Source organism: Planotetraspora sp. A-T 1434 (assembly GCF_025420585.1).
Taxonomy (GTDB): domain Bacteria; phylum Actinomycetota; class Actinomycetes; order Streptosporangiales; family Streptosporangiaceae; genus JAOEGB01.
Genome location: NZ_JAOEGB010000024.1, coordinates 12,862 through 39,755, shown reverse-complemented (window position 1 = coordinate 39,755; position 26,894 = coordinate 12,862). Strand labels below are relative to the sequence as shown.

Sequence of the window (26,894 nt, the reverse complement as noted above, 5' to 3'; positions counted from 1 at the left end):
CCGAACGCGCTATCGGATGTGGCTATCGGGACAGCTGGGTGAGGTCGCGCGAGGCGCCGGTGGAGGCGGACGTCGTCATCGCGGCGTAGGCCTGCAGAGCGGCGGACACCGGGCGGTGCCGGTCACGCGGGCGGTAGCCGCCGAGGTCGGCCAGAACCCTCGCGCGGCGCGCGGCCAGCTCTTCATCCGGCACCTTCAGCTCGATCGACCGGCCCGGGATGTCGATCTCCACCAGGTCGCCATCCTCGACCAGGGCGATGACGCCGCCCTCGGCGGCCTCGGGAGAGGCGTGGCCGATGGACAGGCCCGACGTCCCGCCGGAGAACCGGCCGTCGGTGACCAGCGCGCACGCCTTGCCGAGGCCCTTGCCCTTGAGGAAGCTCGTCGGGTAGAGCATCTCCTGCATGCCCGGGCCGCCCTTGGGGCCCTCGTAGCGGATCACGACCACGTCGCCCGCCTTTACCTTGTTGGCGAGGATGCCGTCGACCGCGTCCTCCTGGGACTCGAACACGACGGCGGGGCCGGAGAACCGCCAGATCGACTCGTCCACACCGGCCGTCTTGACGATGCAGCCGTCGGGGGCGATGTTGCCGTACAGCACGGCCAGGCCGCCGTCACGGGTGTAGGCGTGCTCGAAGTCGCGGATGCAGCCCTCGGACCGGTCGAGGTCGAGCGAGTCCCACCGGGCGTCCTGCGAATACGCCTTGACCGTCCGGACGTTGCCGGGCGCGGCGTGCCAGAGCTCGATCGCCTCCTCGGTCACCTCGGGCGACTTCGGGTCCCACTTCGACAGGTAGTCGCCCAGCGAGGGCGCGTGGATGCTGTGCACGCCGCGCTGGAGCAGGCCGCCCCGGTCGAGCTCGCCCAGGATGCCCGGGATGCCGCCGGCGCGGTGCACGTCCTCGACGTGGTACTTCGCGGTGGCCGGGGCGACCTTGCACAGGCACGGCACCCGCAGCGAGACCTCGTTGATCTCCTTGAGGCCAAAGTCCACGCCGGCCTCGCGGGCGGCCGCGAGCAGGTGGAGGATCGTGTTGGTCGAGCCGCCCATGGCGACGTCGAGCGCCATCGCGTTCTCGAAGGCGTCGTGCGTCGCGATGCTCTTCGGCAGGACCGACTCGTCATCCTGCTCGTAGTAGCGCTTGGCGATCTCGACGACCGTGCGGCCGGCGTCCTCGAACAGCGCCTTGCGGGCCTTGTGAGTGGCAAGGATGGTGCCGTTGCCGGGGAGGGCCAGCCCGATCGCCTCGGTGAGGCAGTTCATCGAGTTGGCGGTGAACATCCCGCTGCAGGACCCGCAGGTCGGGCAGGCGTTCTCCTCCATCTCCAGCAGCTCGGCGTCGGACACGCTGTCGTCCGCGGCGGCGATCATGGGGTCGATCAGGTCGAGCTTGCGGCCGGGGGTCTTGCCGGCCTCCATCGGGCCGCCGGAGACGAAGACCGTGGGGATGTTGAGCCGGAAGGCGGCGAGCAGCATGCCCGGCGTGATCTTGTCGCAGTTGGAGATGCAGACCAGCGCGTCGGCGCAGTGGGCGTTCACCATGTATTCCACCGCGTCCGCGATCAGCTCGCGGGACGGCAGCGAGTAGAGCATCCCGCCGTGGCCCATGGCGATGCCGTCGTCGACCGCGATCGTGTTGAACTCGCGCGGGATCGCCCCGGCCTCCCGGACCGCGTCCGCGACCACGCCGGCCACCTCGCGCAGGTGCACGTGGCCGGGGACGAACTGGGTGAAGCTGTTGGCCACCGCGACGATGGGCTTGCCGAAGTCGCTGCCCGCTACGCCCGTTGCCCGGAGCAGCGCCCGGGCACCGGCCATGTTCCTGCCGTGAGTGACCGTACGAGACCTGAGGGCGGGCATAACCAGGCTCCCATCAGAAGACTGCAAGTCTTCAAATGGTACGGCTCCCGCCCGGCTGCTGAGACCGGAGGTCCATCACTCGGAATAGCGCGGGGGAAGGACCCGCTCAGCGGCCCGGTAGATCGCCTCGATCTCCGCGGTCGTGAGCGACCTCTCCCGCTTCGTGATCCACCTGCGGACCAGGCTGCCGGAGAAGACGTCCACCTCGCGGATGTTGAGGATCCGCCACGGGATGGGTGGTCCGTAGATCGCCAGCGACGGGACGACCGTGATCTCGCGGCCGAGCGCCTTGCTGATCAGATCAGTGGCCTGCGCGGCCTCCCAGCGGGCCTCGTCGAGCCGGGGTTTCTGGTTGAACGGCCCGTGGAAGAGCTTGCGGTGCGACTGCACCCGCACAGGGAGCCGTTTGTCCCACTTCTCGGAGTCCACCGCGTACACGCCGGTGGGGCCGACGACGAGGTGGTCGATCTGGGCGTCGCTGCCCGGGATCGCGCGGGCGTGCAGCGTCTTGTAACCGCCCCGTTCCAGCTTCTTGAGCTGGGCCTCCGTGCGGCGCTCCGCCGCGGACGCGCGCCGCCAGGCCGGGATCGAGGACACGGTCCTCGCGCGGTAGACGGTGTCGGCGATGACCGCGATGATCGCGAACGTCAGGCCCAGCCGCCAGCTCGCCAGCAGGATGCCCGCCACCACGCCCGCGATCACCGCGATCAGCGCACGAAGCCGCAGGTGGCGATACTTGGGGTCCTGAAGGAGGCTCTGGACGGAGGCGCGCTCGACGGGCGCGTAAGTAGACGCTGGTGCGTCAGGGGGCGTCGGGGGCCGCTCCGACGTGTGGTCACTCACCCAGATAGGTGACGTATCGTGACCGTCTTCTGGCGCTAGACCGGTATCCACATCACTCACGGTAGTTGGGCTATCGGCGGGTGCCTAGTGTTGGATAGTTCATACTTTTGTGGCCTGCTTGAGCCGATTCGGCGGCCGCCTGGCGGGGTACCCTCTCTAGATATCTTGGCTCCAGGGGCCTACCGTTCAGTAGCGTGGCGCACATTCATGATCTTACCGCCCTTGAGCAGGCGGCGGCCGTCCGTTCACGTGAACTCTCCCCGGTCGAAGTCACCGAGCACTACCTCCATCGTGCCGAGAGGCTGGACGGCCTCGTCGGCGCCTTCGTCACCCTGACCGCGGAGCGGGCCCTCGACCAGGCGCGCGAGCAGGAGGCGCGGCTGGCCGCCGGCGACTCCGCCGGCAACCCCGGCGACCTGCCGCCGCTGCTGGGCGTCCCGATCCCCATCAAGGACCTCAACCTGGTCAAGGACGTGCCCATCTACTTCGGGTCGGCGACGTACGAGGGCTTCGTCGCGCCGGTGGACGACAGCGTGGTCGAGCGTCTGAGGGACGCGGGCACGATCATGCTGGGCAAGACCAGCACGCCCGAGTTCGGCCTGCCGTGTTACACCGAGACCTACGTCGGGGAGCCCGCCCGCACGCCGTGGGATTTGGCGCGGTCCGCGGGCGGGTCGAGCGGGGGAGCCGCGGCGGCGGTGGCGGCCGGGCTCGCGCCCGCCGCCCAGGGCAGCGACGGCGCGGGCTCGATCCGCATCCCGGCCTCCGTCTGCGGGCTGTACGGCATCAAGCCGACGAGGGGCCGGATCTCGTCCGCGCCCATAGTGCCCGACCTCGCAGGACTATCGACGAATGGCCCAATTTCTCGAAATGTCGCCGATGCCGCGGCGCTGCTGGACGTGATGGCGCACAACAACCCCGGTGACCTCTACTGGGCTCCGCCGCCCGCGCTGGGGTCGTTCTCCGCCTATGTCGGCAGGGAGCCGGGCCGGCTGCGGATCGCCCGCTACGCCACCCCGGTCGTGTCGGGCACGGAGATCCACCCCGACGTGCTGGCCGCCTACGAGAGCGCGTCGGCCGTGCTGGAGTCGCTGGGCCACGAGGTCGTGGACATCGCCCCGCCGTTCGGCGAGGACATGGTGCCCCAGTTCGTGAAGCTGTGGTTCAGCTTCGCGTGCATGCACCCGGTGGACGAGGAGATGGAGCCCAAGCTGCGGCCGCTCACGGCGTGGCTGCGCGAGCGCGGCTTCGCCGTTCCCGCACCCGACTTCCTCCAGGCGCAGTCCGCGCTCCAACTCGCCACCCGGTTCGCGCTGCTGGTCACGGACGAGTACGACGCGGTGCTCACGCCGACCGTCACCCAGCCGCCGGTGCCGGTCGGCTGGTTCGAGGACGTCGACTCCCCGGAGGAGACGTTCGAGCGGATGAAGCACTTCGCGCCGTTCGCCGCGATGTACAACGTCAGCGGCCAGCCGGCGGTCAACCTGCCGCTCTACTGGACGCCCGGCGGCCTGCCGATCGGCGTCATGCTGGCGGGCCGGTTCGGAGACGAGGGCACGCTCATCTCGCTGTCGGCGCAGGTGGAGGAGTCCGTCGGCGGCTTCTGGGGCGACCGCCGTCCGCCGATCTGGTAGCAGGGCGTCACCCCAGCAGCTCCACCAGATGGGCCGAGACATCGGCCAGCAGTGTCGCCGGCTCGACGTGGGCGGAGGCGACCGCCGAGAAGAGGCTCGGCAGGCCCGGCAGCGGGAAGCCGTCGTCCATCGTGACCTGGTGCCCCACGCCGTTCTTGTCCAGGGCGGCCCGGCTGCGGTCCCAGGCGTCCAGCACCTCCTCTGGGGAGGGGACGCCGAAGCCGTGGCCGACCGGGGCGGCGTGGCGGAGCCGTACGAGCGGGGTGTCGGCGAAGGCCAGCGCCACCCGGCAGCGGACGGCCAGGTCCTCCAGGTCCGGCACCCAGTCCATGGCCGTGCACCGGTGCCGGCACCGGGCGGCGCAGGTCGCGAGGGCGCCGGCGACCTGGCTGTGCTGCCGGTCGAGGTACGCGCGCCAGCCCGCGCTCGGCTCCAGCGCGACCCGCAGGGTCCGCTCGGCCGCCGACTGCTCCGCCCTGGTGTGGTCGCACTCGCGGTCGCCGATCACGCCGAACCGGCTTCCCGGTGTGCGGAGCCCCCCGTCCGGAAGCTCGGACCACCGGGCCGGGTCGCCCGCGTGGCCCAGCACCGGCTCGAACGCGAGCAGCGGGAGATACTCGCTGGCGATGTGCACCGCCGCGATCATCGAGCTGAGCTCCCGCCTCCGCCAGCGGACCTGGATTACTTCGAGGAACAGCGCGTACGCGGGGCGCATCGAGTCCAGCGCGCCACGGGGCTGCTCCCTGGCCGTCTGCGGCATGTGGCAGTCGCGGGCGCGTCTGCGCAGGCCGGACGGCACGGCCTCCCGGTCCACCTCGGCCGCGAAGTCCTCGGCGTCGAGCGTGAGCAGCCGCTGGCCGAATTCGCAGATCGACGTGACGTGCGCCGCCCGGCCGCCGTCCTTCAGCACGGCGGGGGCGAGGGCGCCCACGTCGCCGAACGAGTACCGCCGGGCGAGGGCCACCAACAGGTCTCTGGCTGAGTCCACCCGACGACCTTCTCACGGCCGGGCGACGATCTTCGCATCGCTACGGCACCGGCCAATCAGCCTCCCTCCCCCGGCGTGGTCATGCACGACGCGGCTGCGCCCATCGGACGGGCGGCCGCAGGTCACCGGGCCTTCGGGAAACCCCGCATGATCACGCGGATGGGGGGTCCCCGAGGTTCTGGGGGGCGTTCAGGCGGTGCTCGCCGGTGTCGTCGTAGGTGTCCGTGCCGCGTAGCCGGGAGCGTTCGGCGATCTCGATCTCGCTGATCCAGCCGAGCCTGCGGCCCGCCTGCGCGGTGACGCGGTCGCCCTCGGAGAGCCGGCCCCACAGCTCCTCGCTGATGCCGAACGCCTTGGCCTCCCGCGACCGGCCCTCGTCGATGGCGCACCAGTAGACGTACTTCGGCCGGTTGTTTCCCTTGGAGCCGACCTGGACCTGGCGGAGCCGGACGATCTGGCCCCGGACGGCGGCCCTGCCGCCGAGGTCGGCGATCGCGTACCCGAGGGGGAGGCCGGCCACGGCGAGGCCCACGGCGTAGGCCCCCGGCTGGACGAGGGCATCCGGCCAGACGTCGAACGCCGACGCGACGAGCAGGCCGATCCACGTCCAGAAGCCGGCGAAGAAGCCGGCGGCCAGGCCGCGCCCGATCGTCGGCAGCGGCGCGCGGCCCCAGAGCAGCCGGGAGGGATAGCGCACGTTCACGACATGCCACATGCCGCCGTAGTCGGACCAGGCGCGCCGGTCGTCGGCGGGCGTGCTGACCGGAAGGCTCGTCACCGCGCGCGGAGCGAGGCCGAGGGCCGCGGCGTAGGCGAGGTGGCGGCCCCAGATCGTGACGGACGCCGCGGGCGCCTCGGAGAACCGCCCGGTGGCCGCCAGGTGCTCGCGGACCCCGAGCCAGTGGGCGGCCGTCCGGGCGCCCAGCTCGGTGCCCCGCTCACCGTTGAGCTTGCCCATCAGGGCGATGAGCAGGGCGAAGGTCGCGATGGCCGCCCCGATGCCCCCGTCGTGCTTCCTGTCCGTGATCGTCACGGCGATGCCGACCGCCACGGCCGGTACGGCCGCCGCCGCCGTGAGGAGCACGGTGTGCGCCCTGCTCCACCGCGGCCGGGACAGGCCCTGGGCCCTCGCCTCGCTGATCACCTTCTTGCGGAAGCTCTTCCACCAGCGGCTCAGGTTGCGCGAGCCCTCCGCGAGGGCGCCCGTGGCCACCACGCCGTCGACGGCGAGCGAGCGGACGTGGTCGTAGACGAGCTTCTCGTAGGCGGTGAGGTCGCCCGGGTCACGGCGGAGCCGTACGAGCGAGAGCTCCGGGCCGATCTCCTCGATCCCGACGGCGCCCTTGGCCGCCAGGTCGAGCAAGGTGGCCGATGGGGCCTCGTCGCACAGCCGCCAGTCGCCCGTGATCAGGTCGACGACGGCGGGTGACTGCTCGGCCAGCGCGCCCGTCGCCGGGCCGGGCCATACCTCGTTTTTAGGCACCGGGGGGTTCCCGGTCGCGACGGCCAGCGCGAGCAGGAGCAGGAGCCAGAGGCCGACGGCCCCCGCCGCGGCGAACCAGGCGATCATGGTGAGAGCCCCGTCCCGCTAGAACCGGACCTGGACCGGGCCACGTTCCTCGCCCGGCGCCTGGAAGTACTCACGCGGCGAGAAGCCCGTCATGCCCGCGACGATGTTCGCCGGGACCGTCTGGATCGCGTTGTTGTAGGTCAGGACGGCGTCGTTGTAGTACTGCCGCGAGTAGGCGATCCGGTTCTCCGTGGCGGCCAGCTCCTCCTGGAGCTCCGCGAAGTTCTGGCTTGCCTTGAGATCCGGGTAGGACTCGGCCACCGCGAACAGGCTCTTGAGCGCCCCCGACAGCATGTTCTCGGCCGCCGCCCGGTCGGCCGGTCCCTGCGCGTTGATGGCCTGGGAGCGGGCCGCGACCACGGCCTCCAGGGTCTGCCGCTCGTGCGAGGCGTATCCCTTCACGGTCTCGACCAGGTTGGGGATCAGGTCGTAGCGGCGCTTGAGCTGCACGTCGATCTGCGCCCAGGCGTTGTCCACGGTGTTGCGGCCGCGGACGAGCCGGTTGTAGAGCGAGACGACCACGATGGCGAGGACGACGGGGATGACGACGGCGAGTATCGATGGGATCACGGGGGGCCTCCTGCGTGGACCGTAGACCGGCGCCGCCGACGCTGTAAACGGCGACGCTGTGAACGGCTCGGTGCGGCAATGGCACCCCCTGGCGCTTGCACCGGGCTTGCGCGCCGCTTTCACCCTGTCAGCGCCTCGACATGCCGAGGGCCCCGGCACGGAACCGGGGCCCTCGTCGATCACATGACCGGCTCAGCCGGCGGAGGCGTCCTTGGCCTGCGCGCGAAGCGCCCGGCTGATGCCGTCGGCGCCCTCCAGCAGCAGCCGGCGCAGCGCGTGCGGCGGCTGCGAGGCGCTGATGTGGTCCTGCGTCTTCGCCACGGTCTCCGGGCGGATCAGCAGGGCCGGGAAGCAGCCGATGACGAAGTTCTGCGCCATGTCCGACGTCCACTCGCTCCAGATCCGGCCGGCCTCGTCGAAGTACCTGTCGCCGTACGGCTCGAGCAGCTCGACGTGGTGGGGGTCCATGAAGCCGAGGATCGTCGAGCGGAGCAGGGCCCCGCTGAGCTGGCCGCCCACGATGGCGGCCCAGGTCTCGGCCTTGGCCTCCGGGGTCGGGATGGCGGCCCGGCTCAGCGCGGCCGAGCGCTCGCCCGTGGCCGTGGCGTCCCGTGTCAGCTCGGCGTCGATGTCCCCGGCGCCGAGGACGCCGCCCGAGACCAGGGCGTGGGTGAGGGTCCAGCGCAGGTCGGTGTCGACGGCCAGGCCCTCGGGAACGCCGCTGCCGTCGAGGATGCCCCGCACGAACGCGAGGTCCTCCGGCGCGGTGGCCACGGCGGTGAAGGCGTTGACGTAGGCCAGCTGGTGGTCGGAGCCCGGCTCAGCCGTCTCGATCAGGCCGCGCAGCGCGGCGGCGAGCTCGGCCAGCCCGGTGGCCCGCCAGGCCGGGCCGGCGTACTGCTGGATCGCGAGGCGGGCCTGCCGCAGCACGGTCTGCACGACCGTGATGTCCCGCACCGAGCCGATGCCGGAGGTCACGAGCCTGACGTAGTCGCGGGTGGCCATCTCGGCGTCGCGGGTCATGTCCCAGGCGGCAGACCAGCACAGTGCGCGGGGGAGGGACTCCCGGAACGCGGCGATGCCGCCGCCCACCAGCGTCTCCAGCGACCGGGCGTCGAGCCGGACCTTGGCGTAGGTGAGGTCGTCGTCGTTGACCAGCACCAGGTCGGGCTGGGTCTCGCCGATCAGCTCGGCGACGGGCGTGCGGGCGCCGACGATGTCGAGCTCGACCCGCCTGGTCCTGGTCAGGACGCCGTCCACGAGCGAGTAGAGGCCGATCGCGACACGGTGGGAGCGGAGGGTCGGGTGCTCCTGCGGGGCCTCCTGAAGCACGTCGAACGTGAGGAAGCGGCCCTCCGCGTCGGTGGTGAACGACGGGCGCAGGGTGTTGACCCAGGAGGTCTCCAGCCACTCCTTCGACCAGGACGACAGGTCGCGGCCGGAGGTGCGCTCCAGGGCCGACAGCAGGTCCTGCAGGGTCGTGTTGCCCCAGGCGTGCTCGTTGAAGTAGTCGCGGACGCCGGCGAGGAAGTTCTCCAGGCCGACATAGGCGACGAGCTGCTTGAGGACCGAGGCGCCCTTGGCGTACGTGATGCCGTCGAAGTTGACCTCCACGGCCTGCATGTCCGGGATGTCCGCGGCGATCGGGTGAGTCGAGGGGAGCTGGTCCTGCCGGTAGGCCCAGGCCTTCTCGACGTTGGCGAACGTCGTCCACGCGCCCTGGCCCCAGCGGGTCGCCTCGGCCTGGCACAGCACGGACATGTACGTGGCGAACGACTCGTTCAGCCACAGGTCGTCCCACCAGCGCATGGTGACGAGGTCGCCGAACCACATGTGGGCCATCTCGTGCAGGATCGTCTCGGCGCGCCGCTCGACCATGGCGTCGGTGACGCGGGAGCGGAAGACGTAGTCCTCCAGGAAGGTCACGGCGCCCGCGTTCTCCATCGCGCCCGCGTTGAACTCGGGCACGAAGAGCTGGTCGTACTTCCCGAACGGGTAGCGCAGGCCGAAGACCCGGTGGAAGAAGTCGAAGCCCTGCTTGGTGACCTCGAAGATGTTGTCAGCGTCGAGGTGCTCGGCCAGGGACCGCCGCACGTAGATGCCGAGCGGGATGCCGTCGTGCTCGTCCCGGACCACGGCGTACGGCCCGGCGATCAGGGCGGTGATGTACGTCGACATGACCGGCGTGGGCGGGAAGTGCCAGCGCCGGGCGGCCTGGAGGGTGCCGTGCCGGCCGTGGTGCTCCTCCAGCTCCTCCACCGAGTCGGGGGCGGCGTTGGAGACCACCTCCCACGACGCGGGCGCGAGGACGGTCAGCTCGAACGTCGCCTTGAGGTCGGGCTGGTCGAAGCACGCGTACATCCGGTGCGCGTCGGCCGTCTCGAACTGGCTGTGCAGATAGACCTGCCGGTCCACCGGGTCGACGAAGCGGTGCAGGCCCTCGCCCGTGCGCATGTAGGACGCGTCGGCGTCGATGCGGAGCTCGTTGTGCTCGGCGAGGCCGGAGAGAGGGAAGCGGCCCTTGTCGGCGTCGTAGGCGTGGACGTCGAGGTCCACGCCGTTCAGGACGACCTTGCGCACGTGGGCGCCGTGCAGGTCGATGAAGGTGTCCGCCCCCGGCTGGCTGGACGTGAAGTGGACCGTCGTGATGCTCTCGAACCGCTCGTCGCCCTCGGTGAGGTCGAGCTCGACCTCGTAGGACTGGACGTCCAGAAGCCGGGCCCGCTCCCGGGCTTCGTCACGCGTCAGATTCCCTGCCACACCTGCTCCTCATACACACATCGGCCCCGATCCCTAACGCCCCGTCGCGAAGGGGATTTCCTGAATCCTGCCATGTCGCGCCGACAAGACGGCATTCAAGATGTCTCCTACCTGGAAAAGGAAGAACCCCGCCCCCAAATGACGGCCGACGTAACCGATCAGAGAGTGGCACAGTCCCGAGGGGAAAGCGCGGGGATTTCCTCGCCATCGGACGGCCGCCCGCGCGAGGATGAGGGCCATGCGCCCCCTATACCTCAATGGAGCCTGGGTCCCCTCCGCGTCCGGGGAGGGCGTCGACGTGGTCAACCCGGCCACCGAGGAGGTCGTCGACCGGGTTCCCGCCGGGTGGCCCGGCGACGTCGAGACCGCGGTCTCCGCCGCGCGCGCCGCCTTTCCCTCCTGGTCCGGTACGGCTCCCGCCGAGCGGGCCAAGCTGCTCGCCGCCGCGGCCGGCCTGCTGAAGGAGCGCGCGGAGCGGATGGCGGAGACGATCGCCACGGACATGGGCGCCCCCCTCGGCTTCGCGCTGAAGGTGCAGACGCTGATGCCCGCCGGGGTGCTGGCCTCCTACGCGGAGCTCGCCGAGCGGTACGACTTCGACCGCGGCCGAGTGGGCAACTCCCTGATCGTCCGCGAGCCGGTCGGTGTGGTCGGCGCGGTCACCCCCTGGAACTACCCGCTCCACCAGGTCGTCTGCAAGGTGGCCCCGGCGCTCGCGGCGGGCTGCACGGTGGTGCTCAAGCCCAGCGAGGTCGCCCCTCTCGCGGCGTACGCGCTCGCGGACATCCTGCACGAGGTGGGCCTGCCGCCCGGGGTGTTCAACATGGTGAGCGGCCATGGGCCCGTCATCGGCGAGGCGATCGCGGCCCACCCGCGCGTCGACATGGTGTCCTTCACCGGCTCCACCAGGGCGGGGAGGCGGGTGGCCGCCCTGGCCGCCGAGACGGTCAAACGGGTCGCGCTGGAGCTCGGCGGGAAGTCCGCCAACGTGATCCTGCCCGACGCCGACCTGGAGACCGCGGTCAGGGCGGGCGTCGCCAACGCCTTCGTCAACTCGGGCCAGACCTGCTCCGCCTGGAGCCGCATGCTCGTCCACTGGGACCAGTACGACGAGGCCGTACGGCTCGCCGTCGGCTTCGCCCGCGATTACGTCCCCTCCGATCCCTTCGCCGAAGGCGCCCGCCTCGGGCCGCTGGTGTCGGCCGCCCAGCGCGACCGGGTGATCCGCTACATCAACCTGGGTCAGGAGGAGGGCGCCCGCCTCGTGGCCGGGGGGACCGACCGCCCGTTCGACCGCGGCTACTACGTCGAGCCGACCGTCTTCGCGGGCGTCGCGCCCGGCATGTCCATCGAGCAGGAGGAAATCTTCGGCCCGGTCCTGTCGATCGTGCCGTTCGGCACGGTGGACGAGGCCGTCGAGATCGCGAACGGCACGCCGTACGGCCTGGCGGGCGCGGTGTGGGCGGGGACCGAGGAAAGGGCGCTCTCGGTGGCACGGAGGCTGCGCACCGGGCAGGTGGCCGTCAACGGCGGCCGGTTCAACCCGCTCGCGCCCTTCGGCGGCTACAAGCGCTCGGGGATCGGCCGCGAGCTGGGCGAGGCGGGTCTGGAGGAGTTCCTGGAGGTCAAGGCCATCCAGCTGTGACGGCTGTGACGGCTAAGGAGCCTGCAGGAGGATCTTGCGGCGCTCGTCCTTGGCCAGCCTGTCGACGTAGAGCGTGCCGCCCAGGTGGTCGTACTCGTGCTGGAAGCAGCGGGCGAGCATGCCCCTGGCCTTGACCGCGACGGGACGCCCGAGCCGGTCGAGGCCCCGGATCGTCACACCGGCCGCCCGGGCCGTCGGGGCGTAGAGAGGCTTGCCGGTCTCCTTGCCGGGCACCGACAGGCACCCCTCCTCCTCGACGACCACCTCGGGGTCGTCGATCGTGAGCTCGGGGTTGATCACGTGGCCCTTGCGGTTGCTGATGTCGTAGACGAACAATCGCTTGCCGACGCCGATCTGCGGCCCGGCCAGACCGACGCCGTCGGCCATGTACATGACGGAGAACATCTCGTCGACGAGACGCCGCAGCTCCCTGTCGAAGTCCGTCACCGGCTCCGCCGGCGTCCGCAGGACCGGGTCGCCGACGTAACGGATCTCGCGCATGACGCTCCTCGCATGTAAGGACCCGCAGAGGGAACAGGCTCTTACTCTAATGCAGGCCCACGGTCGTGTCGCGCGGGCAGACCTGCGAAACTGGGGCTGTGCGTGTCTACATCGGTGCCGATCATGCCGGCTACGAGCTGAAGAACCACCTGGTCTCCTGGCTGAAGGAGCACGGCCACGAGGTGGTGGACTGCGGACCGTCCGTCTACGACGCGGAGGACGACTACCCGCCTTTCGTGCTGCGCGCCGCGCGCGGAGTCGCGGACGACCCGGGGAGCCTCGGCATCGTGATCGGCGGCTCCGGGAACGGCGAGCAGATCGCCGCCAACAAGGTGCCCGGCATCCGGGCGATCCTCGCCTGGAGCGACGACACCGCGAAGCTCGGCCGCGAGCACAACGACGCCAACGTGATCAGCGTGGGCGCGCGCATGCACCCGGAGGAGGACGCCGTCCGCTTCGTGGAGCTGTTCCTGACGACGCCGTTCTCGGGCGCGGAGCGGCACTCCCGCCGGATCGAGCAGCTCTCGCGGTTCGAGGCGACCGGCGAGCTGCCGCCGCTGCCCTAACGGGTCAGGTCCGGTCCCTGTTCGAATCCCTGCCCCGGCGGGTCTCCCGCCGGGGTGTCTCGTCGCGGAGTGGCCGCTCGTCGGCGGCCTCCTGCTCCTCACGGGTCGGCCGGGACACGTCCCTCGCCCGCATCGCCGTGATCGCCGTGATCTGCAAACTCTGCAGCGCCATGCCCCGACCCTAGAACACGAGCCCGCCCCATGGCTTGGGGTCCCAGGACATGGCGGCGGACAGCTCGCGAAGCGCGCCCTCCCGGTGCTCCCTGACGAGCCCGGCCCCGGCGAACGCGGTGAGCGGCCGGCCCCCGAGATAGGCCGCGCCCAGCACGCCGACCGGCAGCGTGAGGTCGGCGTCGTCGCCGGTCAGCTCACACGAGCCCTTGGCCGTGGACAGCCGCCAGCGGCCCGCGTTCCACGGGCACACCTCGTCCTCGACCTCGATCACCAGGTCAGCCGGCGCGGCGTACGCGCGGGAGGTCATGGCCCGGTCGACGTCGACCACGCGGACCCACAGCTCGTCGAGCCAGCCCGCGTTGAGGTGGCGGGGCTCGGCGAGCAGGTGGATGATCGGGTCGTCCGCCGGACGGCTCCAGGCGTGGACCCGCGAGCACAGGTCCCGGTCGAGGACACTGCGCCAGACGAGCGCGTACGCCGCGGGGTCGGAGGCGAACAGCTCGATGAGCCGCACCTCGCCGTCCGGCACGTCGTGGTCGGTCGCGCCGCGCTTGACCCGGAAGAGGGCGTAGCCGCGCGGGCCCTCGTCGTCCTCGGCGATCATGCAGCGCAGCGGGCCGGCTCCGCCGCGGTCGTGCTCCTCGTCGCCGAGGACCTCTATGCGCCAGCGGAGGTCCGAACGGTCATAGACGCCGGGACGGCTCCGCCGTACGGACTCGAAGACCTGGCGCAGCTCGGGCAGGGAGTCGGCGGGCCTGGCCACCCGCAGGCGCAGCGCGGGATCCACGGGGGCGTCGCGGACGAACGCCGAGCCGTGCGTCGGGATCCGGAAGAACAACGCGTCGGCGGCCCTGCCGTACCCGAACCGGCCGTAGATCCCGGCCTGGGTGGCGTAGAGCGCGGCGACGGCCTCTCCGCCCTCGTGGAGGTCGTGGAGCTGCCGGGTCATGAGCGACGAGAGCACGCCACGGCGGCGGTGCGAGGGCAGCACTCCGACGGCGGTGACGCCCGCGACCGGGATCGGCCCTCCCGGCACGGTCATCGTGAAAGTGAGGGCCGCGGCGCAGCCGACCATGAGGTCGCCGTCGAAGGCGGCGAGTGAGCGGTCGATCTCCGCGAGCTCCCTCCAGCGGTCCGCCGCGGCCGGGGGGTAGGAGGAGCTGAAGGCCTCGTAGTCGACCGCCACGAAGGCCGGCCACTCTGATTCGGTGATGGGACGAACCTGCACAGTCACCCGCTTACAGTAGGAGCCGGTCACAACGGGCGGCCACCCAATATCCGTGCTCGATGATCAAGCTATTGGTCAAGAGGGTGCCTTCACCTGGGATGGGCGGATACAGTCGAGCTCATCATGAGTTCCCGTCCGGCGCCGCTGATCCCTCCACGGCTGCGCGCTCTGCTGGTGCGCGTACCACTGCTGGTGCCGTTCGTCCGCCTCGTCAGGAAGGGCTCGTCGAACGACCGCAACCTGCTGACGGGACTGGTCGTCGCCACCTTGATCATCGGTGTGCTCGACGCCGAGGTGTCGGCCTACTGGTTCTCGCCGTCGCTTCTCATCCTCGTGACGCTCATCGGAGGGCTCCAGCTCCGGCTGCGCAGCCTGGCCGTCCTCCTCTGCGCGGTCGCGGTCTCCCTGGCGTACATGGGACCGATCAGGGAGGTCCACAGCGTCGGCCCGGGGCTGCTGATCACGATGGGCTTCACCGCCGTGCTGGCATGGCTCATGGCCCGCACCCGCGGCAAGCTGGGCGTGCAGGGCCTGCGGGGCGACGCGATGCTGCTGGAGTTGCGCGACCGGCTCAAGCGGCAGAGCGAGCTGCCGCCCCTGCCGAAGGACTGGGGCGCGAAAGTGGTGCTCAAGCAGGCGGGCGGCTCATCCTTCGGCGGCGACTTCGTGGTGTCCATGCGCGAGGGCGACCAGGTCGAGGTGGCGCTGGTCGACGTCTCGGGCAAGGGCGTGGACGCCGGGACCCGGGCGCTCATGCTGTCGGGCACCTTCGGCGGCCTGCTCGGATCGGTCGGGGACTTCCTCGCCGCCTGCAACTCCTACCTCCACCGGCAGCTCGGGGACGAGGGGTTCGTCACCGCCGTCCACCTGGTCCTCGACCTGTCCACCGGCGAGTACAAGATCACATCCGCCGGCCATCCGCCGGTCGTCAAGTTCGACGCGGGGTCGGGCACCTGGCGGGTCTCCACGGCGAAGGGCGTCGTGCTCGGGGTGGTCCCGGACCTCCACTGCGAGGCCGACAGCGGCGTGCTCCGCAAGGGCGACGCGCTCATGCTGTTCACCGACGGGCTCATCGAGCAGCCGGGCCGCGACATCGACGCCGGCCTCGACCGGCTGCTGGGTGAGGCGGAGCGGCTCTTCCCCGAGCACTACCGCGACCGCGCCCGCCAGCTCGTGCACGCCATGTCGTCGGGCCACAACGACGACTGCGCCCTCGTCCTCATCTGGCGGCCGTAGGCATCTGGCGGCCGTGGACCGCCGGTTCCGGGCACTCGTGACTACCGCTGTGGTTACTCCATGTGATGTCTCATGCGCGTATCGTGGTCGAGGTCACTGGCCGCGCCCACGCGAGCCTGACATCGTCGGTACGGCCGTCGCCGGGCGGCCGGAGAGAGGCGGAACACGTGGAGAAGCGGTACGAGCTTTACTGTCGCACCGACCCGGCCTTCTACGACTCACCCCTGGAGGGCCCCGACGGGCCGGGCTTCGAGCTCGGCCGCCGGGCCGTACCGGCCGGATGGGCGCGGATGCGTCGGGCCGACTGGGTGGTCTACCGCCCGGTCACCGGGTCGCCGCCCGACCAGGGGTGGAAGATCCACGTGTCCGCCACCATGGACAACGCGGCGGCCGTCCTCGAGAAGACCGGGGCCTACTGCCTGGAGCGCGGGCTGGCCTTCAAGTTCCTCCGGGCCCTGCCGGTCCTCCACCTGCACAACGCCAAGTACGCCGACCGCGGATCGAGCGGGAAGTTCATCGCCGTCTACCCGGCGGACGAGGCGGAGCTGGAGACGACGCTGCGCGAGCTGGGCGAGATGCTCGAGGGGGAGCCCGGCCCCGCCGTCCTCAGCGACCTGAGGTACGGCAGGGGCCCGCTGCACGTCCGCTACGGGGGCATCGCCGAGCGCCACCGTGCCACCGAGGACGGGCGGATCGAGCCCGCCATCGCCGCTCCGGACGGCACCCTCGTCCCCGACCGCCGCGACTCCTCCTTCACGCCGCCGCCGTGGGTGACGATCCCCGCCTTCCTCCGCCCGCATCTGGCCGCGCAGGAGAGGCCGCTCGACCTGCCCTATCGCGTCGAGAGCGTCCTGCACCGGACGAACGGCGGCGCGGTCTACCTGGCGACCGATCCCCGCACGGGGGAGCGGGTCGTGCTCAAGGAGGCGCGGCCCCATGCCGGTCTGGACGCGTGCGGAGCGGACGCGGTCACCCGTCTGGCGCGGGAGCGGGACGCGCTCGAACGGCTGGCCGGCCTCGGCGTGGCCCCGGAGATCAAGGCGCACTTCACCGTGGGCGAGCACCACTACCTCGCGATGGAGCTCGTCCCCGGAGAGCCGCTCAGCAGCGCCTTCGGCGCGCGCTATCCCCTGGGCGGCGCTCTGGAGGCCGACTGGGAGGCCCGCCTCGGACGCCATGCCGACTGGGTGGCCGAGATCTGCGCCAAGACGGAGGACGCCGTCACCAAGATTCACATGAACGGCCTCGTCTTCGGCGGCCTGGACATGTCGACGATCATGCTCCGCCCGGACGGCGGCGTCACGCTGATCGACTTCGAGACCGCCCGGCCGGTCATGGAGGCGGGCGGCGCGGGCCTAGCCGGCCCGGGGTTCGCGCCGCCGCCGGGCGTCACCGGCTTCGACATCGACCGGTACGCGCTGGCATGCCTGCGGTTCGCGCTCTTCCTGCCGATCACCGAGCTGTTCGCACTCGACCGGGGCAAGGCCGCCGAGCTCGCCGAGGTGATCCGCCAGTGTTTTCCGGTCGGCGAGGGCTTCCTCCGGCCGGCGGTGCGGATCGCCGGCGGGGGCGAGAGCCGCAGGAGTCCCGCGATGGTCACCTGGCGGCAGATGAGGGCCTCCATGACGGAGGCGATCCTGGCCTCCGCCACCCCCGAGCGCGACGACCGCCTGTTTCCCGGCGACATCGCCCAGTTCGACAGCGGCGGCCTCGGGCTGGCCCACGGAGCGGCGGGCGTGCTCTACGCGTTGCACGTCACCGGCGCGGGCCGCTTCCCCGACCACGAGCAGTGGCTGGTGGACCGGGCGCGGGCGCTCGGCGGCCCCGCGTCCGAGGGCCCCCGGATCGGCTTCTACGACGGCCTGCACGGCGTCGCCCACACCCTGGCGCACCTCGGCCACCACCAGGCCGCCCTGGAGGTCCTCGACATCGCCGGGAGGCAGCGCCACCTCAGTCTCGGCACCGACCTGTACGGCGGGCTCTCCGGGATCGGGCTCAACCAGGTCTACTTCGGCGATCTGGGCGAGGCCCTCAACACGGCCGCCCTGGTGGTCGACCGGCTGCCCCGCCTCGTGGCCGGCATCAGCGGCGGCGCCGTGCCGTACGCCGGGCTGATGTACGGCTCGTCGGGGCCGGCCCTGCTGTTCCTCCGGCTCTACGAGAAGACGGGCGACGTCCAGTGGCTCGACCACGCGGAGACGGCGCTCCGGCAGGACCTGCACCGCTGCGTCGTGCAGACCGACGGCTCACTCCAGGTCAACGAGGGCTGGCGGACCACGCCCTACCTCGACCGGGGCAGCGTGGGGATCTGCTGGGTGCTCGGCGAGCTCCTGCACTACCGGGCCGATCCCGAGCTGGCCGCCGCCCGGGAGCGGCTGGACAGGGCCGCCCGGTCGCACTTCTACCTCCAGTCCGGCCTGTTCTCCGGCAGGGCCGGGATCCTCGCGTACCTGTGCAGGGACCGGGCCGGCGGCTGGGGACGGGAGGACCCGGAGGCGGTTCGACAGCTCTCGGCCCTGTCGTGGCACGCGGTCGGTTACCAGGGCCATCTGGCCTTCCCCGGCGAGCGGCTTCTGCGCCTGTCCATGGACCTGGCCACCGGCACCGCCGGGGTGCTGCTGGCGGTGGGCGCGGCCCTGCACGGGGAGCCGGTGCGGCTGCCGTTCCTCGGCGGGGCCATGCCCGCGCTCAATCTCGGCGAGCCGGGCCGGTCTCGCGTGGAGGTGTAGGGACCCTAGAGCCAGCCCGCGTCGGTGGCGATCCGGACGGCGTCGACGCGGCTGCGGGCGCCCGTCTTGCACAGGATCCGGGACAGGTGGTTGCGGACCGTGCCGACCGAGAGGAAGAGCTGGTCGGCGATCTCCTTGGACCGCGCTCCGCCCGCCGCGATCCGCAGGACGTCGAGCTCGCGGGGGGTCAGCGGATTGTCCGCGGCCTCCAGCGCAGCGACCGCCAGGTCCGAGTCGACCACCCGGCGGCCCGCGTTGATCCGGCGGATGCCGTCGGCGAGCTGCTCCGGCGCCACCTGGATGCTCATGTAGCCGAGCACGCCGGCCGCGAAGGCCCGCCTCACGTGCCCCGGGTTGGGCTGGCCCGCGAGGATCATCACCCGGCAGCGGGGCACCTTCTCGCCCAGCCGCGCGGCGGCGTTCAGCCCGTCCACCCCGGGCAGATCGACGTCGATCACCGCGGCGTCGGGACAGACGTCGAGCGCGGTCGGGACGATGTCCTCCCCCGAGCCGACGTCTGCCACCACCTCGAGATCGCTCTCGCTGTCGAGCGAGGCCACAAGGCCTCTCCGCACCAACGGAAGGTGCTCGGCAACCAGGATCCGGATCAAGGCGCTCCCCTCAGGACGGTCTCTCTCAGGGTGATCGACCGGATGCACAGTGTCAACGAAGTGTCCCTATTCGGTCAACCCCCCGCAAGGCGAACCGCCCGCGGAACCGGGCCGCCCGGAGGCGCGGTGGGCTACCCTCGAAGGGTGCGACGTCTGGCAGGGCACTTTCTCCGACTCGGGGGTACGCGCTGATGAGCTGGCTCTTCGCGGCCGGGTTCGTGGTTCTGTTCGTCGGGTTGCTGGTCTCCATCGCGCTGCACGAGATCGGCCACCTGGTCCCGGCCAAGCTCTTCGGGGTCCGGGTCACGCAGTACATGGTCGGCTTCGGTCCCACGATGTGGTCCCGCAGGCGCGGGGAGACCGAGTACGGCCTGAAGTGGATCCCCCTCGGCGGCTACATCCGGATGATCGGCATGCTGCCGCCCCGCCCGAACGACGATCCCACCAGGCTGCGCAGCGTCTCCACCGGCCCGTGGCAGGGGCTCATCGAGAACGCCAGGGCCGTCGCCTCCGAGGAGATCAAGCCCGGTGACCGGGGCCGGGTCTTCTACCGCAAGCCGTGGTGGCAGAAGGTCATCATCATGTTCGGCGGCCCGGCGATGAACTTCGTCCTCGCCTTCGTGCTGTTCGCCATCGTGATCATGGGCTTCGGCATCCAGGTGCTCAAGCCGACCGTGTCCTCGGTGTCGAAGTGCGTGATCCCCGCCGCCGAGGCGGACAAGCGCGAGTGCCGGCCCAGCGACCCGCTCACCCCCGCCGCCAAGGCCGGCCTGCGTCCCGGCGACCGCATCACGTCGGTCGCGGGCACTCCGGTGAGCTCGTGGGACGAGGCGACCCGGCGCATCCGGGCGCACGGCGCGGGGACGACCGCCCTGGGCGTCGACCGCGCGGGCGAGCACCTGACCGTCAACGTCGACCTGATCGCGCAGGACCGGCCCGCGCTCGACGACCCCGCGAAGATCGACAAGAACGTCGGCTTCCTGGGCGTGGCGCCCACCGCGGTCATCGAGAAGCAGGGCCCGGGCTACGTCGTGGGCCAGATGTGGGACCTCACCAAGCGCACCGCGGCGTCGATGGTGAACATTCCGAAGAAGATGGTGGGCGTCTGGCAGGCCGCGTTCTCGGGGGAGAAGCGTGACCCCAACGGCCCGATCGGCATCGTCGGCGCGGGCCGGATCGGTGGTGAGATCGCCGCGTCGGAGCTCTCCCCGGAAAACAAGATCGTCTTCTTCATCAACCTGCTGGCGGGGCTGAACCTCGCGGTCGGCATGTTCAACCTCATCCCGCTGCTGCCGCTCGACGGCGGCCACATCGCGGGCGGCCTCTGGGAGGGCCTCAAGCGCGTCTTCGCCCGCCTGCGGCGGCGGCCCATGCCGGGCTACGTGGACGTCGCCAAGGCGCTGCCGCTGACGTACGCGATGGCCGCGCTCCTGCTGGTCATGGGCGGTCTGCTCATCTACGCCGACCTCGTCAACCCGGTCCGCATCTCCGGCTGACACGGGTTGACGGCGGGAGCCGTACGGCTATTCGCCGGTGACGCCGTCGATGCGCTCGCGCAGGATGTCGGCGTGGCCGTTGTGGCGGGCGTACTCCTCGATCATGTGGACGAGGATCCAGCGGAGGGAGTGGCGCACGCCCTCGCGCTCCCGCTTGGCGAGCGTGTCGAGGCCGGGGGCCGCGGCCGCCGCCTCACGGGCGAGCGCCACCTCGGCCCGCCACGTCGCGAACGCCTCCTCGGCGGAGGCCGTGTCGACGTTGTCGAACTCGCCGTCCGGGTCGTCGTCGCTGAAGTAGATGCCGCTGAGGTCCTCGCCGTTCAGCCGCCTGCGGAACCAGCTTCGCTCCACGTCGGCCATGTGGCGGACGAGGCCGAGCAGCGAAATGGTGGACGGCGGCGCGGAGCGCAGGCGGAGCTGCTCCTCGGTCAGGCCGGCGCACTTGACGGCGAGCGTCTCGCGGTGCCAGTCGAGCCACGAGGTGAGCATCTCCCGCTCGTCCGCGACCGGGGGCGGGTCGATCCGTGTGTCAGTCATTCACGGCATCCTGCCCGAACACCTGATCGATGTCACATCGTTTCTCATGTGATCACGCGGGTGTGCGGGCCGCGGGGGCGGAGCGCGCACACCCGCGTGATCGTGGGGTGGGGCAGATGGCTTCGGAGACTGTCGGCTCTGGGGGATCGGATCAGTACATGGAGATGTGCACGTGGTCGTAGTGGTTGGCGGTGATCCCGCCCCGGTCGGACATGGGCCGCCAGCCAGGGCTGCCGAGGTTGTAGATCCGCTGCTGCCAGATCACGTACATCACGCCGAGCTTGGGGCCGTTCTTGATGGCCCAGGCGGCGATGGTGTCGCCCAGTGCCTTCATGTCCTCGGACGGCATCGTGCCGCCCGAGCTCATCATGAAGTCGCAGGCGCGGCCCAGCGGATGCTCGCCGCTGCTCTCGCCGCGGTAGCAGCCGACGGTGTACTTCAGCGCGAAGTGCTTGTCGACCTCCGCCCGCATGAGCCGCATGCGGGGCGTGATGTTGTCGGCGCCGCTGGGCAACTCGGGAGCCCAGGAGCCGTTGGCCAGCCGGCCCGGCGCGATCGGGATGAGCTGTGCGAGCTTGTCCTTGATCTGCCCGACCAGCTTCTCGGCGTCCTCGCGCTGCCCGGCGACCTTGTCCGACTGCGACGTGAGCTGCGTGGTCAGCGCCGCGGCGGCGTCGGCCGCCTGCTGGCGCTCGGTGCGGACCTGGGCGAACCGGCTCACCACCGCGGCCTGCTCCGCCTGCAACTGGTCCACCACCGCCGACGCCGCCGGGTCGGGCGGCGCCATGAGTGCGGTGCTCGTCTGGTAGCGGAGCCCGGCGATCTGCGCCACCTGCCGCTGGGCGGTGGCGTAGTCGGCCTGGGCCGTGGCGAGCCGCTCACGGGCGGCCTTCTCGGTCTGCCGGGCCTTCGCCAGCTCGACCCGGGTGGCGTTGTAGTCGGCGATCAGACCGTTGACCTGCTTTTCCAGTGCTGAGAGCTGCTTTTTGAGCCGGCCCTCACTCGGCTTGGGGGCGGCGTTGCCGGCGGAAGCCGTACCGAGAACGAGCATGACGGCCGCCACGACAGCCACGACCAGGGGGAATGCGCGGGGCAGAGCCCACTCCTCTCCATCTGCCGGCCGGGTTAGCTGACGGGTTCGGGCTGGAGGAGCCCGGGCACACGTGTGCCTTCACCCCAGGATCTAATGGGTCCCCGGCTCCCGGGCGAGGCGCCCGGGATTAGGCGCACCGGCTGTGTCAGCCGGTGCAAGGGATAGTAGTGGTAAAGAATGGGCTCTAGCCAGCCCAAGTCGCAATCAATCAGAGATCAACTCGTTACCGATTCCCGCAGCATCCGGGCGGCCTCCTCCGGGAGCACGTCGTTGACGAAGGCGCCCATCGCCGACTCCGAACCCGCCAGATACTTCAGCTTGTTCGCGGCCCGCCGGATGCTGAAGAGCTGAAGGTGGAGATAGGCGAGGTCGCGTCCGTAGGTGACCGGCGCCTGGTGCCAGGCCGCGACGTACGGCATGGCGACCCCGAACAGCCCGTCCAGGCGGCGCAGCACGTCCGTGTAGAGCGGCCCGAAGGCGGAGCGCTCCTCGGCCGACAGCGCGGGGATGTCCGGCACCCGCCGGTGCGGGTAGAGGTGGACCTCGAACGGGTAGCGGGCGGCGGCCGGGACGAACGCGGTCCAGTGCTCGTTGGAGGCCACCACGCGCGGCCCCTTCCGCTCGGCGGCCAGGACGTCGGCGAACAGGTTGCCCCCCTGGTGCCGGGCGGCGGCGTCGAGCATCTGGCGCGTCCGGGGCGTGACGTAGGGGTAGGCGTAGATCTGGCCGTGGGGGTGGGGGAGCGTGATGCCGATCTCGGCTCCGCGGTTCTCGAAGCAGAAGACCTGCTCCACACCCGGCAGGGCCGACAGCTCCGATGTGCGGTCGGCCCAGGCCTCCATGACGAGCTCGACCTGGTCGTCGCTCAGCGAGCTGAAGGAGGCGTCGTGGACCGGGGTGAAGCAGACGACCTCGCAGCGCCCGATCCCCGGCCGCACCTGGCTGAGGCCGCCGACCTGCTCGTACTCCCCGATGTTGAAGCTGAACGACGGGAAGCGGTTCTCGAACACCGCGACGTCGTAGAACGAGGGGATCTCCGAGCCGGGGTGGGCCGGGCACAGCGGGCACTCGTCGGCCGACGGGAGGTGGGTCCGGGTCTGCCGGTGCCTCGCGACGGCCACCCACTCGTCCATCAGCGGGTCGTAGCGCAGCTCGGACGCCAGCGGCCGGGGAGGCAGGTCACGCGTGTCGATCGCGCTGTGGTCGGCGTCGTCCCTCCGATCGAAGTAGAGCAGCTCACGGCCATCGGCGAGATGAGTGATCGTGCGCTTCACAGTGCCGCTGCCTCCAGCTCGGCGTGCGTGGACGGTTCCGCGAGGAGGAGCGTCCCCACGTGCTCGGAAAGCTCCGCCCGGGCCTCCTCGGAGAGGCCGGTGTCGCTGACCACCACGTGGGCCTGCTCCAGGCCGGCGATGGTGCTGATGCCGACCGTGCCCCACTTGGTGTGGTCGGCCAGCACGACGAGTTGCTGCGCGGCGGCGACCAGCTCGCGGTTGGTCTCCGCTTCGAGCAGGTTCGGCGTGGTGAAGCCCGCCCTGGAGCTCATCCCGTGGACGCCCAGCATCAGCGTGTCGACGTTCAGAGAGCGGACGGCGGCGACGGCGACCGGGCCGACCAGCGCGTCCGACGGCGTGCGGACGCCTCCGATCAGCACCACGGTCTGGTCGGACCTGGCCGCCCGGTGGAAGACGTCGGCCACCTGCACCGAGTTGGTGATGACGGTCAGCTCGGGCACGTCCACGAGGTGGTGGGCGAGAGTCCAGGTCGTGGTCCCGGCGGACAGCGCCACCGCGGTGCCGGGCCGTACGAGCTCGGCGGCCCTCCGGGCGATGGCCTCCTTCTCGGGCTGCTGCCGCATCGACTTGGCGGCGAAGCCGGGCTCCTCCGTGGACCCCGTGCCGGCGGCGGTCGCCCCGCCGTGGACCTTCTCCACCAGCCCTCGATCGGCCAGGACCTCGAGGTCCCGGCGTATCGTCATGTCGGAGACCCCGAGGTCGCGCACGAGCTCGGCGACGCGCACGCCGCCCGTCCTGCGGATCCTCTCCAAGATCGCCTGCTGCCTTTGCTGGGCCAGCATCACCGCTCCTATCAACAAGTTCAAACAAATTATGCCACGTTGCCAAAGGAGCAATGTTGAATCTTGGTGACAGGAGATGCACGATAGGCCTAGGCATCCCGTTAGCCCTGGAGGACAGTGGTAAGCGGAGCCGTACGGCGGAGGAAAGGCGGTCGGCGATGGGGAAGCGGGCGCGCAAGTCCAAGGCACGCAAGAAGAAGAAGGCCAACCACGGCAAGCGGCCCACTGGGCGCTAGTCAGCCCATACGCGAGGCCGGGCGATAGCCCTACGGCGGGCCTGCGTCATGGCCCCGCAGGCCTGCCTACCAGCTTCTTCTGCCCCAGGCGGCGAGCAGCCGGGTCTGCGCGTCGGCGTCGGCCGGCACGTCCCGGTGATCCCCGATCACTCCCGCCTGGCGGTAGCCCTCCTGCGCCTCGGCGAACCACTCGGCGCACGCCTCGACCAGCTCGGGGTCGAGCCGCTCCGGCCCGCCGATCGCCCGGGCCAGGTCCCACGTGTGGATCAAGGCGTCCGCGAACAGCTCAGTGATGTAGTCATCTCCCGGCACGTCGCCGAACGAGAGATGCGTCACACTCGTCAGCGCGCCCTCGGCGTACACCGCCTGGACCGCGCCCTGCGCCGACGCCTCGAACGCCTTGAGGGGGTCGTCGCCCAGCACGTCGCCGTCGTAGGCGTCGCCCACCTCGCCGACCGTCCGCCCGGACAGCAGCTCCGGCGCCCACAAATTCTCGTTCACCATGTGGTTGACCAGCGCCCGCACGTCCCAGTCCACGCAAGGGGTCGGCAGCTCCCACTGGTCGTCCGCCACGAGGTGGAGCCGGTTCCCGAAGCCGTCCAACGCCCGGCGGTACGCCTCACGGATATCGATCATCATGTCCCCTCCTCGCCCAGGAGCCTCCCTTCGACCGTAACTCTTCCCAATGATCAGGTCATAGTCGGTCGCCGGCTTCGGAACGACGGGGTCAATGGAGGTGCTGCTCCACCCAGACGATCTTTCCGAACGTGGTGGGACGGGTCCCCCACCGGTACGCGAACCGCTTGACGAGCTGGAGCCCGCGGCCGGTGTCCTCGTCGGAGGCGGCCGAGCGCGGGGCGGGATTCACCGGTGAGCCGTCGGCGACCTCACACACCAGCGTCCGGCCGCGCAGCAGCCGCAGCTCGATCGGCGGCCAGCCGTGCTTAAGGGCGTTGGTGACGAGCTCGCTCACGATCAGCTCGGTGCTGTCGGACAGGGCGCCGAGCCTCCAGGAGGCCAGCGTGGCCCGGACGAAGCGGCGGGCGTGCGCGACGAACCGTGGGTCGGCCGGCAACGGGCAGGAGGCCACCTCGTCGGGGTCCAGGTCCCGGACGCGGGCGAGCAGCAGCGCGATGTCGTCACGCTCGTGGCCGGGCCGCTGGCTGCTGATCGTGACGTCGCACATGTCCTCCAGGTCCTCGACCGGCCCGGCGAGCAGGCGGCGCAGCGCCATGATCCCGGCGTCGATGTCCCGCTCCCGGCTCTCCACCAGGCCGTCGGTGTAGAGGGCGAGGACGCTGCCCGCCGGAAGGATCAGCTCGCGCATCTCCAGCGGGTCGCTGCCGATGCCCAGCGGCAGCCCCGACGGCAGCTCGATGATCTCGGTGGAGCGGTCGGGGTGGATCAGCACGGGGGGAACGTGGCCGGCGCGGGCGAAGGCGCAGTTGCGGGTCACCGGATCGTAGACGGCGTAGACGCAGGTCGCGATCTGGGTCGGGTCGAGGTCCTGGCTCATCAGGTTGAGCCGGAAGAGCACCTCGTCGGGCGGCAGGTCGAGGCTCGCCAGCGTGCGCGCCGCCGTACGGAGCTGGCCCATGGTGGCGGCGGCCCGCGTGCCGTGGCCCATGACGTCGCCCACGACGAGCGCCGAGCGGCAGCCGGGCAGGGGGATCACGTCGTACCAGTCGCCGCCCACGCCCATCAGGTCGCTGGCCGGCAGGTAGCGGGAGGCGATCTCCATGCCCAGCGGCTGCGGCAGGTCGACGGGGAGCAGGCTGCTCTGCAGGGTCAGCGCCGTGCGCCGCTCACGGGTGTAGAGACGGGCGTTGTCCACGCACACGGCCGTCCGCGCGGCCATCTCCTCGGCGACCGCGACGTCCTGCACCTCGAACGGCTGGCTGCCCGGCCGCCGGCTGAACACCACGCAGCCGAGGACCCGGCCCCGCGCCTGGAGCGGCACGGCGAGGAAGGACGAGTCGGTGAGGAGATCGGCGACCGCGTCCTCGCGGTCGATGCCGGAGCCGATCAGCCGGGCGCTCTCCTTGTCGAGCACGGGGTACATCAGCGGCTTGCCGGTGGCCATGCACTGCGCGTGCGGCAGCATCGCCGGGTAGACCGTCACCTCGCCGACCGGGAAGACGCTCACCCAGGCGTCCGGGTCGTCGCTCGACACCGCCAGTGCCACCCGGCGCACGAGCGTGGTGCCGTCGACCGGCCGGGAGGGCAGCTCGCCGTCGATCATCAGCCGGTCCTGCACCATGACCGCCGCCACGTCGGCGAAGCGAGGAACGGTCACGTCCACGAGCTCGCGGCTGGTCTCCGCCAGGTCGAGCGTGCTCCCGATCCGGCGGCTGGCCTCGTTGAGGAACGCCAGCCGCTCATGCGCGGACTGGGCGCTGCTTCGACGCCATTCGACGCGGTTCCCGGGGGCGGGATCCTTGATGACGCAATTCCGGTTCAATCGACTACTCCGGCGGATAACGGTGCTGTTCCAGCATCGTATGGGAGGGGATACCTCGCATTTCTGTAATTTGGCGAT

Annotated in this window: 23 protein-coding genes and 1 riboswitch; of the genes, 7 read left to right on the top strand and 16 right to left on the bottom strand. The window is 71.1% G+C overall.

The features are described from left to right. Positions 1-22: 22 nt before the first annotated feature. Positions 23-1,861: a dihydroxy-acid dehydratase gene (ilvD, locus tag N5079_RS26845; protein WP_261586904.1), complete on the bottom strand. Its 1,839-nt coding sequence runs from the start codon at positions 1,859-1,861 to the stop codon at positions 23-25. 75 nt (positions 1,862-1,936) lie between these two features. Next, a complete protein-coding gene (locus N5079_RS26840; RefSeq protein ID WP_261586903.1) occupies positions 1,937-2,704 on the bottom strand; it encodes a nuclease-related domain-containing protein in 768 nt (255 codons plus the stop codon). A gap of 194 nt (positions 2,705-2,898) precedes the next feature. On the opposite strand from N5079_RS26840, the gene N5079_RS26835 reads away from it, so the two are divergent. Beyond that, positions 2,899-4,338: an amidase gene (locus tag N5079_RS26835; RefSeq protein WP_261586902.1), complete on the top strand. Its 1,440-nt coding sequence runs from the start codon at positions 2,899-2,901 to the stop codon at positions 4,336-4,338. 7 nt (positions 4,339-4,345) lie between these two features. On the opposite strand, the gene N5079_RS26830 is transcribed toward N5079_RS26835, so the two are convergent. The 4 genes from N5079_RS26830 to pepN all read right to left on the bottom strand — a co-directional run bounded on the left by N5079_RS26830 (position 4,346) and on the right by pepN (position 10,226). After that, entirely contained in the window at positions 4,346-5,326 is a 981-nt protein-coding gene (locus N5079_RS26830; protein WP_261586901.1) for a hypothetical protein, read from the bottom strand. Positions 5,327-5,477: 151 nt separating this feature from the next. After that, on the bottom strand, positions 5,478-6,896 hold the full coding sequence (locus tag N5079_RS26825) for a DUF2207 domain-containing protein (protein WP_261586899.1): 1,419 nt from the start codon (positions 6,894-6,896) through the stop codon (positions 5,478-5,480). 18 nt (positions 6,897-6,914) lie between these two features. After that, positions 6,915-7,466 carry a LemA family protein gene (locus N5079_RS26820; RefSeq protein ID WP_261586898.1) on the bottom strand — a complete coding sequence of 184 codons (552 nt, stop codon included), beginning with the start codon at positions 7,464-7,466 and terminating at the stop codon, positions 6,915-6,917. 192 nt (positions 7,467-7,658) lie between these two features. Beyond that, positions 7,659-10,226: an aminopeptidase N gene (gene pepN / locus N5079_RS26815; RefSeq protein ID WP_261586897.1), complete on the bottom strand. Its 2,568-nt coding sequence runs from the start codon at positions 10,224-10,226 to the stop codon at positions 7,659-7,661. 238 nt (positions 10,227-10,464) lie between these two features. Here pepN and N5079_RS26810 point away from each other — a divergent pair, with 238 nt between their 5' ends. Then, positions 10,465-11,871: an aldehyde dehydrogenase family protein gene (locus tag N5079_RS26810; RefSeq protein WP_261586896.1), complete on the top strand. Its 1,407-nt coding sequence runs from the start codon at positions 10,465-10,467 to the stop codon at positions 11,869-11,871. Positions 11,872-11,883: 12 nt separating this feature from the next. Here the strand turns inward: N5079_RS26810 and def are convergent, their stop codons facing one another. Then, a complete protein-coding gene (def, locus tag N5079_RS26805; RefSeq protein WP_261586895.1) occupies positions 11,884-12,372 on the bottom strand; it encodes a peptide deformylase in 489 nt (162 codons plus the stop codon). Between the two features lie 98 nt (positions 12,373-12,470). On the opposite strand from def, the gene N5079_RS26800 reads away from it, so the two are divergent. Further along, positions 12,471-12,938, top strand: a complete 468-nt coding sequence (locus N5079_RS26800; RefSeq protein WP_261586894.1) for a ribose-5-phosphate isomerase — start codon at positions 12,471-12,473, stop codon at positions 12,936-12,938. A 4-nt stretch (positions 12,939-12,942) separates the two neighbouring features. On the opposite strand, the gene N5079_RS26795 is transcribed toward N5079_RS26800, so the two are convergent. Together N5079_RS26795 and N5079_RS26790 are read right to left on the bottom strand one after the other, a co-directional pair. Continuing rightward, the gene (locus tag N5079_RS26795; protein ID WP_261586891.1) at positions 12,943-13,110 is read right to left on the bottom strand and encodes a hypothetical protein; all 168 of its coding nucleotides are present in this window, start codon (positions 13,108-13,110) and stop codon (positions 12,943-12,945) included. A gap of 9 nt (positions 13,111-13,119) precedes the next feature. After that, positions 13,120-14,346: a GNAT family N-acetyltransferase gene (locus tag N5079_RS26790; RefSeq protein WP_261586890.1), complete on the bottom strand. Its 1,227-nt coding sequence runs from the start codon at positions 14,344-14,346 to the stop codon at positions 13,120-13,122. Positions 14,347-14,463: 117 nt separating this feature from the next. Here N5079_RS26790 and N5079_RS26785 point away from each other — a divergent pair, with 117 nt between their 5' ends. Both N5079_RS26785 and lanKC read left to right on the top strand, forming a co-directional pair. Next, positions 14,464-15,576, top strand: a complete 1,113-nt coding sequence (locus tag N5079_RS26785; protein ID WP_261586889.1) for a PP2C family protein-serine/threonine phosphatase — start codon at positions 14,464-14,466, stop codon at positions 15,574-15,576. Positions 15,577-15,659: 83 nt separating this feature from the next. Continuing rightward, a complete protein-coding gene (gene lanKC / locus N5079_RS26780; protein ID WP_261586888.1) occupies positions 15,660-18,305 on the top strand; it encodes a class III lanthionine synthetase LanKC in 2,646 nt (881 codons plus the stop codon). 5 nt (positions 18,306-18,310) lie between these two features. On the opposite strand, the gene N5079_RS26775 is transcribed toward lanKC, so the two are convergent. Next, positions 18,311-18,964 (bottom strand): response regulator transcription factor, encoded by a 654-nt coding sequence (locus N5079_RS26775; RefSeq protein ID WP_315967889.1) that lies wholly within the window; start codon positions 18,962-18,964, stop codon positions 18,311-18,313. A 143-nt stretch (positions 18,965-19,107) separates the two neighbouring features. Here N5079_RS26775 and N5079_RS26770 point away from each other — a divergent pair, with 143 nt between their 5' ends. Continuing rightward, on the top strand, positions 19,108-20,412 hold the full coding sequence (locus N5079_RS26770) for a M50 family metallopeptidase (RefSeq protein WP_261586885.1): 1,305 nt from the start codon (positions 19,108-19,110) through the stop codon (positions 20,410-20,412). Positions 20,413-20,439: 27 nt separating this feature from the next. Here the strand turns inward: N5079_RS26770 and N5079_RS26765 are convergent, their stop codons facing one another. The 4 genes from N5079_RS26765 to N5079_RS26750 all read right to left on the bottom strand — a co-directional run bounded on the left by N5079_RS26765 (position 20,440) and on the right by N5079_RS26750 (position 24,119). Continuing rightward, the gene (locus N5079_RS26765; protein WP_261586884.1) at positions 20,440-20,949 is read right to left on the bottom strand and encodes a DinB family protein; all 510 of its coding nucleotides are present in this window, start codon (positions 20,947-20,949) and stop codon (positions 20,440-20,442) included. Positions 20,950-21,100: 151 nt separating this feature from the next. Next, positions 21,101-22,021, bottom strand: coding sequence for a coiled-coil domain-containing protein (locus tag N5079_RS26760; protein WP_261586883.1), 921 nt, complete (start codon positions 22,019-22,021; stop codon positions 21,101-21,103). A gap of 28 nt (positions 22,022-22,049) precedes the next feature. Next, positions 22,050-22,186, bottom strand: a riboswitch (cyclic di-AMP (ydaO/yuaA leader). 71 nt (positions 22,187-22,257) lie between these two features. After that, the gene (galT, locus tag N5079_RS26755) at positions 22,258-23,316 is read right to left on the bottom strand and encodes a galactose-1-phosphate uridylyltransferase (protein ID WP_261586882.1); all 1,059 of its coding nucleotides are present in this window, start codon (positions 23,314-23,316) and stop codon (positions 22,258-22,260) included. Next, positions 23,313-24,119, bottom strand: coding sequence for a DeoR/GlpR family DNA-binding transcription regulator (locus tag N5079_RS26750; RefSeq protein ID WP_261586881.1), 807 nt, complete (start codon positions 24,117-24,119; stop codon positions 23,313-23,315). Before N5079_RS26750 ends, galT begins: the two co-directional genes overlap by 4 nt. A 158-nt stretch (positions 24,120-24,277) precedes the next feature. On the opposite strand from N5079_RS26750, the gene N5079_RS35635 reads away from it, so the two are divergent. After that, positions 24,278-24,355, top strand: coding sequence for a 50S ribosomal protein bL37 (locus N5079_RS35635; RefSeq protein WP_370027834.1), 78 nt, complete (start codon positions 24,278-24,280; stop codon positions 24,353-24,355). A 66-nt stretch (positions 24,356-24,421) separates the two neighbouring features. Here the strand turns inward: N5079_RS35635 and N5079_RS26745 are convergent, their stop codons facing one another. After that, positions 24,422-24,994: a TIGR03086 family metal-binding protein gene (locus tag N5079_RS26745; RefSeq protein ID WP_261586880.1), complete on the bottom strand. Its 573-nt coding sequence runs from the start codon at positions 24,992-24,994 to the stop codon at positions 24,422-24,424. Positions 24,995-25,082: 88 nt separating this feature from the next. Next, the gene (locus N5079_RS26740) at positions 25,083-26,816 is read right to left on the bottom strand and encodes a SpoIIE family protein phosphatase (RefSeq protein ID WP_261586879.1); all 1,734 of its coding nucleotides are present in this window, start codon (positions 26,814-26,816) and stop codon (positions 25,083-25,085) included. Between the last annotated feature and the right edge of the window lie 78 nt (positions 26,817-26,894).